6 protein-coding genes are annotated in these 8,468 nt (G+C 43.1%); 3 read left to right on the top strand and 3 right to left on the bottom strand.

The window, feature by feature from the left end:
* The first annotated feature begins 117 nt into the window (after positions 1–117).
* The 3 genes from HXY43_RS03130 to HXY43_RS03120 are packed head-to-tail and all read left to right on the top strand — an operon-like array spanning position 118 to position 3,357.
* A complete protein-coding gene (locus tag HXY43_RS03130) occupies positions 118–2,649 on the top strand; it encodes a glycogen/starch/alpha-glucan phosphorylase (RefSeq protein WP_290879891.1) in 2,532 nt (843 codons plus the stop codon).
* A 40-nt stretch (positions 2,650–2,689) separates the two neighbouring features.
* Positions 2,690–3,061 (top strand): cyclic nucleotide-binding domain-containing protein, encoded by a 372-nt coding sequence (locus HXY43_RS03125; RefSeq protein WP_290879888.1) that lies wholly within the window; start codon positions 2,690–2,692, stop codon positions 3,059–3,061.
* A 14-nt stretch (positions 3,062–3,075) separates the two neighbouring features.
* The gene (locus HXY43_RS03120; RefSeq protein WP_290879885.1) at positions 3,076–3,357 is read left to right on the top strand and encodes a pyruvate kinase; all 282 of its coding nucleotides are present in this window, start codon (positions 3,076–3,078) and stop codon (positions 3,355–3,357) included.
* A gap of 19 nt (positions 3,358–3,376) precedes the next feature.
* On the opposite strand, the gene HXY43_RS03115 is transcribed toward HXY43_RS03120, so the two are convergent.
* The 3 genes from HXY43_RS03115 to HXY43_RS03105 form a co-directional block, all read right to left on the bottom strand.
* On the bottom strand, positions 3,377–4,198 hold the full coding sequence (locus tag HXY43_RS03115; RefSeq protein WP_290879882.1) for a phytoene/squalene synthase family protein: 822 nt from the start codon (positions 4,196–4,198) through the stop codon (positions 3,377–3,379).
* 593 nt (positions 4,199–4,791) lie between these two features.
* A complete protein-coding gene (gene shc / locus HXY43_RS03110; protein ID WP_290879880.1) occupies positions 4,792–6,702 on the bottom strand; it encodes a squalene--hopene cyclase in 1,911 nt (636 codons plus the stop codon).
* A gap of 191 nt (positions 6,703–6,893) precedes the next feature.
* Complete coding sequence (locus HXY43_RS03105; protein WP_290879877.1) at positions 6,894–8,165, bottom strand: glycosyltransferase; 1,272 nt, start codon at positions 8,163–8,165, stop codon at positions 6,894–6,896.
* Positions 8,166–8,468: the final 303 nt, after the last annotated feature.

Genomic DNA, 8,468 nt, shown 5'->3' with positions numbered 1-8,468 from the left:
CCACTAACCACCAACCACTAACCACTAACCACTAACCACCAACAACCAACAACCAACCACTAACCACTAACCACCAACAACCAACAACCAACCACTAACCACTATCGAGGATATTTTATGACTGCATCAATGGACCCTGCCCAAATTGCAGCTTTACAAATAGAAGACGATCGCACTGGTTTGAGCATTGAGACACTGCGACGGGCTTTAGCTGATAATCTCTTTTACATTCAGGGTAAGTATCCTGAGATTGCCACCAAAAATGACTTTTACATGGCGTTGGCTTATACCGTGCGCGATCGCTTGCTCAAACGCTGGATTAGCACAACAAAGGCATATGTAAAAAAAAATGTCAAGATTGTTTGCTACCTGTCAGCAGAATTTCTCCTGGGACCACACCTAGCAAATAACCTGATTAACCTCGGTATTTACGAGCAAATACGTAAAGCAGTCGAAGAATCAGGACTAAACCTGGAAGAATTGATTGAACAAGAAGAAGAACCGGGTTTAGGCAATGGTGGTCTTGGTCGTTTGGCTGCCTGCTATATGGATTCTCTTTCCTCCTTAGAAATTCCCGCGATTGGTTACGGCATTCGCTACGAATTTGGCATTTTTGACCAAGAAATTCATAATGGCTGGCAAGCTGAAATAACCGACAAATGGTTGCAGTGGGGCAATCCCTGGGAAATTCACCGCCCAGAATTAGGATATAACGTCAAGTTAGGCGGTCATACTGAATCCTACACCGATGAACATGGAAATTACAGAGTACGCTGGATTCCCGACCAAATAATTAAAGGTATCGCCTACGACACACCCATCCTTGGCTACCAAGTCAACACTGCCAACATCCTGCGCCTGTGGAAAGCAGAAGCACCTGAGTCGTTTGATTTTCAAGCATTCAACATTGGTGATTACTATGGTGCAGTCAACAAAAAGGTAGTCTCAGAAAATATTTCTAAGGTTCTCTATCCCAACGACGAACAAGTTCAAGGTAAGCAGCTACGCTTAGAACAGCAATATTTCTTTGTTTCCTGCTCTCTCCAAAATATGATCCGCATTCACCAGGATCATGGTAACAGCTTGGAAACCTTCCACGAAAACTTTGCAGCACAACTCAATGACACTCACCCCGCCATTGGTGTAGCAGAACTGATGCGGTTGTTGGTAGATGAACATCATATCGATTGGGATAAAGCTTGGGATATCACCCAAAAAACCTTTGGCTATACCAACCACACCTTACTACCAGAAGCTTTAGAAAAGTGGTCTATTAAGCTGTTTGGTACTATACTGCCTCGTCATTTAGAAATTATCTACGAAATCAATCGTCGCTTCCTCGACCAAGTACGGCTGAAATATCCTCACGATGTCGCAAAAATTGCCCGACTGTCGCTGATTGATGAAACTGGTGATAGATATGTCCGCATGGCAAATTTAGCATGTGCCGGCAGCCATGCGATCAACGGTGTCGCGGCATTGCACACTGAACTGTTGAAGCAGACTGTCTTGAGAGATTTTTATGAATTTTCGCCAGAGAAATTTAGCAACAAAACCAATGGAGTCACGCCACGCCGTTGGATAGTTTTGAGCAATCCTGGCTTGACTAGTTTAATTTCGAGCAAAATAGGCGACAACTGGATTAATCACCTAGAAGACCTCAGACAGTTAGAACGCTTTGTTGAAGATGCTGATTTCCGTCAACAATGGCGGCAGATTAAGCTAGAAACTAAGCGTAATTTGGCAAAATATATTCAAAAGAAAACTGGTGTTGTTGTTAACCCAGAATCACTCTTCGACATTCAGGTCAAGCGCATTCACGAGTACAAGCGTCAGCACTTGAATGTGCTGCACATCATTACACTTTATAACCGCATCAAGCATAATCCTGATTGCGAGATCGTGCCCCGCACATTTATTTTCGGTGGTAAAGCTGCACCAGGCTACTACATGGCCAAGCTGATCATCAAATTTATCAATTCTGTAGCTGAGGTTGTCAACGCCGATCCCGATGTGCGCGATCGCCTCAAAGTAGTTTTCTTGCCAGATTATAATGTCACTTTGGGTCAACGAGTATACCCCGCCGCTGATTTATCAGAGCAAATTTCTACTGCTGGTTTAGAAGCTTCTGGCACTGGCAATATGAAATTTTCCATGAATGGGGCATTGACTATTGGTACTCTCGATGGTGCCAATGTCGAAATTCGTGAAGAAGTAGGAGAAGAAAATTTCTTCTTGTTCGGACTGCGAACTGAAGAAGTCTACGCCCTCAAAGCCAGAGGCTACAATCCTTGGGACTACTACAACTCCAATCCACAACTTAAAGAAGTGATTGACTTGATTGCTTCAGGAATTTTCTCTCATGGCGATACAGGCTTGTTCCGCCCACTGCTCGACTCTCTACTCTACCACGATCCCTTTATATTGCTAGCTGACTACCAATCTTACATTGATTGTCAGGAACGGGTAAGTCAAGCATATCGCGACCAAGACAATTGGACTCGCATGTCCATTGTGAATGTAGCGCGGATGGGCAAGTTTTCCTCAGACCGTTCAATTCGCGAGTACTGCCAGGACATTTGGAATGTAGAACCAGTAGCGATCGAACTAGAAGAATACGTTCAATCTAAAGCTGGCTTGAAGGTATAAATATTACGTAGGAGCTAAATATATTGGAGTTAAGTACCGCATGCTTGAACCAGCAGAAACGGTTAAAATCTTCCAAAAACAGCCAACAATCCATACTTTTTCCAGTGGTCAAACCATCTTTGCAGAAGGTGAGCCTGGGGATTGCATGTATGGCATCTTGAACGGAGAAGTGGAGATATTCGTCGATGGTAAAGTAGTTGAAACCATTCAAAAAGGAGATGTGTTTGGTGTAGGAGCATTAATTGTTCCAGAACACACAAGAGCATCTACAGCGGTTGCCAAAACTGACTGCCAACTAGCCTTCCTAGACCAAAACGGCTTCCTCTTCGCCGTGCAAGAAACTCCAATGTTTGCCCTACTAGTGATGCGGAGCTACTCAGAGCGCCTGCGTGCATTAAAACGTTCTATTTGATACATTCGCGTTAAATGATTCAAGCTGGGATGAACGTGGCTCGCTTGAATTTTTCTCATGGTAGCTACGACGACCATGCGAAAACAATAGCATTGCTGCGATCGCTAGAGAAAGAATTGGATACCCCGGTTACTCTACTGCAAGACCTGCAAGGGCCAAAGATTCGAGTTGGTCAGTTGCCAAATAATACCATTAGTTTAACCGAAGGAGAATTTATTACTCTCGTACCGATAGCCAACTTCTCGAACCAAGCCAATACGATTTCTATTGTCGGCTTTTACCAATATTTATTTTGAATCCAATAAAGAAGTGCTTCTATTTGCGTACATTATTTATTTGCTCAATCAGTGCTAAAACATCACTGCGGCTGAGTTTTTCTTTACCATTAGCAATAGCATTGAGAGTACCAAAAGCCAAGCTGAGGGGAATTTGGCAAAAATCTAAAGCAGGGCCAGCAGCAAGATTTTTCGTGTATGCTTCTGCCAGGACTAAATTGCGGCGCGCATATACTTGCATGTTTTCTGCACTCCAACCATCCGGGAAAAAGCTGACTTCACGGGCCAAATCTTCTTTATGGTTGCGGAGGATATTAACTGCCTGTAAACCCCGACCAAATCCAACCGCATGAGTACGATTAGTCTGCGTGCCATCGTACCAAGCCCACAAATCGGAGAGTAACAAGCCAACCGCACCAGCTACCCCAAAAGTGTAACGATCCAAATCATACTCTGTATGAATTTCCCAGTTTCTTTCTGCCCAGTATGCCATTCTGTCTGCCATTGCCGCAGTAGCATCCCAAATCCTGGGGGCAACAGTTTCAGGTGCGAGTAGCGCCCATTCTCTGATCCGAACGCTGACTTCTGGTAAAAATTTTTCGTGTGCACCAAATCCCACTGAGAAAGAATCAATCGCAAAACCATCAACTGCTGCTTGCAATGTTAAGCTAATCGTTCGCAACAGCTTAGCTTTAGTTTGGTTATCCAATTCTGGATGGTCTTCAATTTCATCAATGGCTCGCATACATAGATATGCTGATGCCACTGCCTCTTGCAATACTCGCGGTAAACGACTAATGGGAATATAAAAAGTCCGACTAGTCTCCTTTAAAATCTCTAACCCATCTCCCAGTAAATCCATTCCTACACACCTCTATCACTCTTGTAACATACTGGAGTTTGTAAATCTTTGATGATTTTTTATATATATTTCATTCAAACTTAATATTTTATTTGCTAGTGTTTATCTCGGAAATTTTGTTTTTATTGTTTGGTATATCTTATCTGTAATTGAACCGAATATTTCTGGAAAAGCATTTAAATTTTTTCGCATAGGTTCTGCCTATATATGTTTATTAACAGTCTGACATATATGTACATAATAAATCATGAATTTTTTTTACAGTCAAAATTAAAAATAGATCCTTTGCATAAAATCAGACCTTTTGCAATAATGTCTTTTGCATTTTCGTAAATAGAAAACAATCCCAATCAATTTCTAAAAATTGAGATGAAATATCAATTTATTAAACTGTTAACTAATTCCCAAAATCATTTACTAAAAATTTTTGACAACATTCACTTATTTGAATAACTGCGTTCTCAGAACGCATAAAAACTCTTTTTTCTTCGTGTCTTAGTGTCTTAGTGGTTCAAGATTTTTTACCACCAAGGCACAAAGACACCAAGCATTTTCATAGGAGCTAGTTTTGAACTACTAACCACAGCGATCGCCTAAGAAAATATTGCTCGATACTGACCTAAAGCAATTAGAGGAAAGCATTGTTGATAAAGGTGATACTTCAGATAAAAATGACCGGGAAAACCAGTACCTGTAAAATCAGCTTCATCCCAAGTACCATCTGTCTGTTGAGTTGCAAGTAAGTAGTTAATTCCTTGCTCGATCGCCGAGATTGCAAATTTGTCTGTTGCTTTACCTGCTGCCATCAACCCTATCAAAGCCCAAGCGGTTTGAGATGCAGTGCTGCGTCCTTGTCCCTTCAAACTAGGATCGTCATAGCTGCGGCAAGTTTCGCCCCAACCACCATCTGAGTTTTGACAACCGACTAACCAAGCAACACCCCTTTCTATACTGTTTCGCTGAGTTTGCGGAGCAACTAAAGATAGGGCCGCCAATACGCCACTTGTTCCATAGATGTAATTGACTCCCCAACGACCGAACCAGCAACCTTCAGGTTCTTGTTCGCGTAAGAGATAGTTAATTGCTCGTTCAAAGTTATGAGCATCAATGGATAGATGACAACTACCCAGCATTTCTATAACTCTGGCGGTGACATCAGCCGTGTTGGGATCGATCATCGCTTTGAGATCGCCGTAGGGAATCAGATTCAGCCAATCTTGATTATTGTCTAAATCAAAAGCAGCCCAACCACCTGCTTGACACTGCATCGAAGCAACCCAGTCCACAGCACGAGCTATAGCTCTCTGTTTGAGCTTTTCATTAGGAAGTTTAACTACATCCAGCGCCATCACAACGACAGCAGTGTCATCGACATCGGGATAAAAGCGATTTTCAAATTCAAATGCCCACGCACCGGGTTTTCCTTGCCGATTTTTGACAGCCCAATCGCCGTAGTCGAGAATTTGTTTGTTCAACAACCACTCGCCCGCCCGCACTAGAGAAGGATGATCTGGTGACAAACCAGAATCAACAAGCGCTCTGATTGCCCAAGCTGTATCCCAAACAGGGGAAACACACGGTTGGACTCGGTAAGTATCTGCTGTTTCGATCGCAAAATTATCGACGGCTTGCAATCCTCGTTCTACAATCGGATCGGCTGGATCATAATCCAAGCATCGCAATGCTAGTAGTGAATTCAGCATGGCTGGAATAATGCCGCCCCAGTCGCCTGTTGCTTCTTGCCGTTCTAAAATCCACTTGTGTGCAGCTTTGATACCTTCTTCGCGAAAAGGCACTAAATTCAGGTTTTCCGCAAGTTTAAAACCTGAGTCGAGGGCGAGAAATAAATCTGTCCAGTCACCTTGGCGGGGTAATTCATATTTGACTCGATCTGCACCTTCGGCATAAAGTTCGTTCAAGTTGATCGCTGGGTCTACCTTAAAGACTGGTTTGCGATCGCACACAATCAGCAATGGCACGGTGCTTGACCTAGCCCAACTTGACAATTCATAGATATTAAACACAAAATTCTCTGGCAACAACATTACCCAAGGCGGTAACGAAGGAATGCCTTGCCAGCTATAGCACCCAATCAGCGCCATGTGTAACTTAGTAAAAATGCGAGTCCGACTAATGCCGCCCCGCTCTAAAATAAATGCTCTTGCTCGGATCATTGCTGGGTCGCTTGGAGGTACACCCAACAGCCTCAGCGCCATGTATGCTTCTACTGAAGTACTGAGTTCTCCGCCATCTCCGTAAAAAAGTTCCCAGCCACCGTGTTCTCGTTGCTGAGAACGCAGATATGCTTCAACTTTATGCAAAGGTCTAGATCGATCTGTTCCCCAAATTTTATGCAGGAGAACAACCTCCGCAGTGATGGTAACGTTGGATTCTAACTCAGCCCACCAATAGCCTTTGGGATCTTGGATCGAAAGTAGATAGTTCTGACTAGCAGCGATCGCATCTGGGAGTTTGGATACGGTAACTCTATCTTGAGTTTGCATGAAACACTTCTCACACTACACACAAATAGTTTAGATGTTGCTGAATCAAAATTATCTATAGCAGTCCTAAATCAATAGACATAAATTAGGCATTGCACAATCAAGGGATGATTCTTGTGGGGTGGGCATCCTGCCCGCCCTAGACAAATGGCAGGCTTTCCGGCCTGCCTCCACGGGGCGCACGGAAACTTTTAACGCTTGTGGAGAGATGACCCTCTACCCAGATTTGGAAACAACTTTGGGCAAGGTTGCTCAGTGAAACAAGAATCCCCGTACGTAGCGTTAAGCGAAGTGCGGGGAGCGTCAAAAACTCTTCCTTTCCAAGCACCGCCTCGCCCTTGCCAATAACGCAGTGCTGAGTCTATAGTCATCAAAGTATAGAGAAAAGCAACTGCTGGCAAACAAAAGGCTAACCAAACAGGACATTTATAAAACCTAATCATTGGTAAATAAGCCAACGCCATCAGCAGCCATGCCGATAAACCAGTGACTGCAACTAGCCAATTCCCCATCAATCCACCTAGAATCAAACCCAAAAGTGGAACCATATAAATTAAGGTCATCCCGATTACAGTTCCTATTAACAACAACGGCGAATAGTTAAGTTGAGTAAAGGCAGTGCGGGCAACCATATCCCAAATCGTAGTTAAGGAGGGATACGGACGCAGGCTGTGAGTTGCAGAACTAAGTCCTAGCCAGATACGCCCGTTGCCGCTAGACTTAACGGCATGGGCGAGGGTGCAGTCATCTATTAACGCTTGCCGAATTGCTTGCATACTACCGATGCGCTTTAGTGCTGCTGTGCGGATGAGGATGCAACCTCCAGCCGCAGCGGCTGTTGATTTGTTTGGGTCATTCACCCAGCGAAAAGGGTAAAGTTTTTGAAAGAAAAAGACGAAAGCTGGAATTAAAAATTTCTCCCAAAAGCTTTCACATCTGAGTTGTACCATCACAGAAACAAGGTCTAAATTTTCTTGTTCTGCCTTGGCAACTAATTGATGGAGATTTGCCACGTCATGTTCAATATCTGCATCCGTTAGTAAAAAATAATCCGGTTCCAGTATTTCTATAGCTTTGTTAACACCTTGTTCCATTGCCCAGAGTTTGCCACTCCAACCAGGAGGCAATGGTTCGGCTGTGATGATGTGTAATAGTTTGTCTTTGTTCAAGCTTTGAGCTGTTTGTTTGGCAACTTCAGCAGTTTTATCTGTGCTGTGGTCGTCTACCAAAAAGATATTAAACAAGCCTGGGTAGTCTTGGCAAAGGAGCGATCGCAAAGTTTTTGGTAACAGATCTGCTTCGTTACGTGCCGGAATCACCGCACAAACTGATGGCAATTTTTGATCTATTGTTTTTGTAACTTCTAATTGTTGGTCTGTGCGCCAAAACTGCCCGCGCAAAGTCAGCAATCCGATCCAAATTACTAAAGATAAAAGCACCAGACCAAGTTCAATTGCTGCCATAAATTTAATTATGAATTATGTTTAAATCTCAAAATTAATAACTATTTTTTTATACCCTTATACTACTCTGTCAAGCTAGTTTTGAGGGTTTGTAGTAAGCACCAAGCGTGCTTAAAAATTCAGGACTAAAGTCCTGACTACGAACTTTGCGATCCATCAATTCAAATTTGACAAACTAATACCCTTAGAGGATGTCTGAGAAGTAAGAAAGCCCACATAACGGTATCCTGTCAGTAGAAAAAATACTTAAGTATGACAGCGTTATGAGAGCTATGAATCCATCGTACCCAAGTAATCTGACTT

Source organism: Fischerella sp. (genome assembly GCF_013388695.1).
Taxonomy (GTDB): Bacteria; Cyanobacteriota; Cyanobacteriia; order Cyanobacteriales; family Nostocaceae; genus PCC9605.
This window is presented reverse-complemented; position numbering and strand designations above follow the sequence as displayed.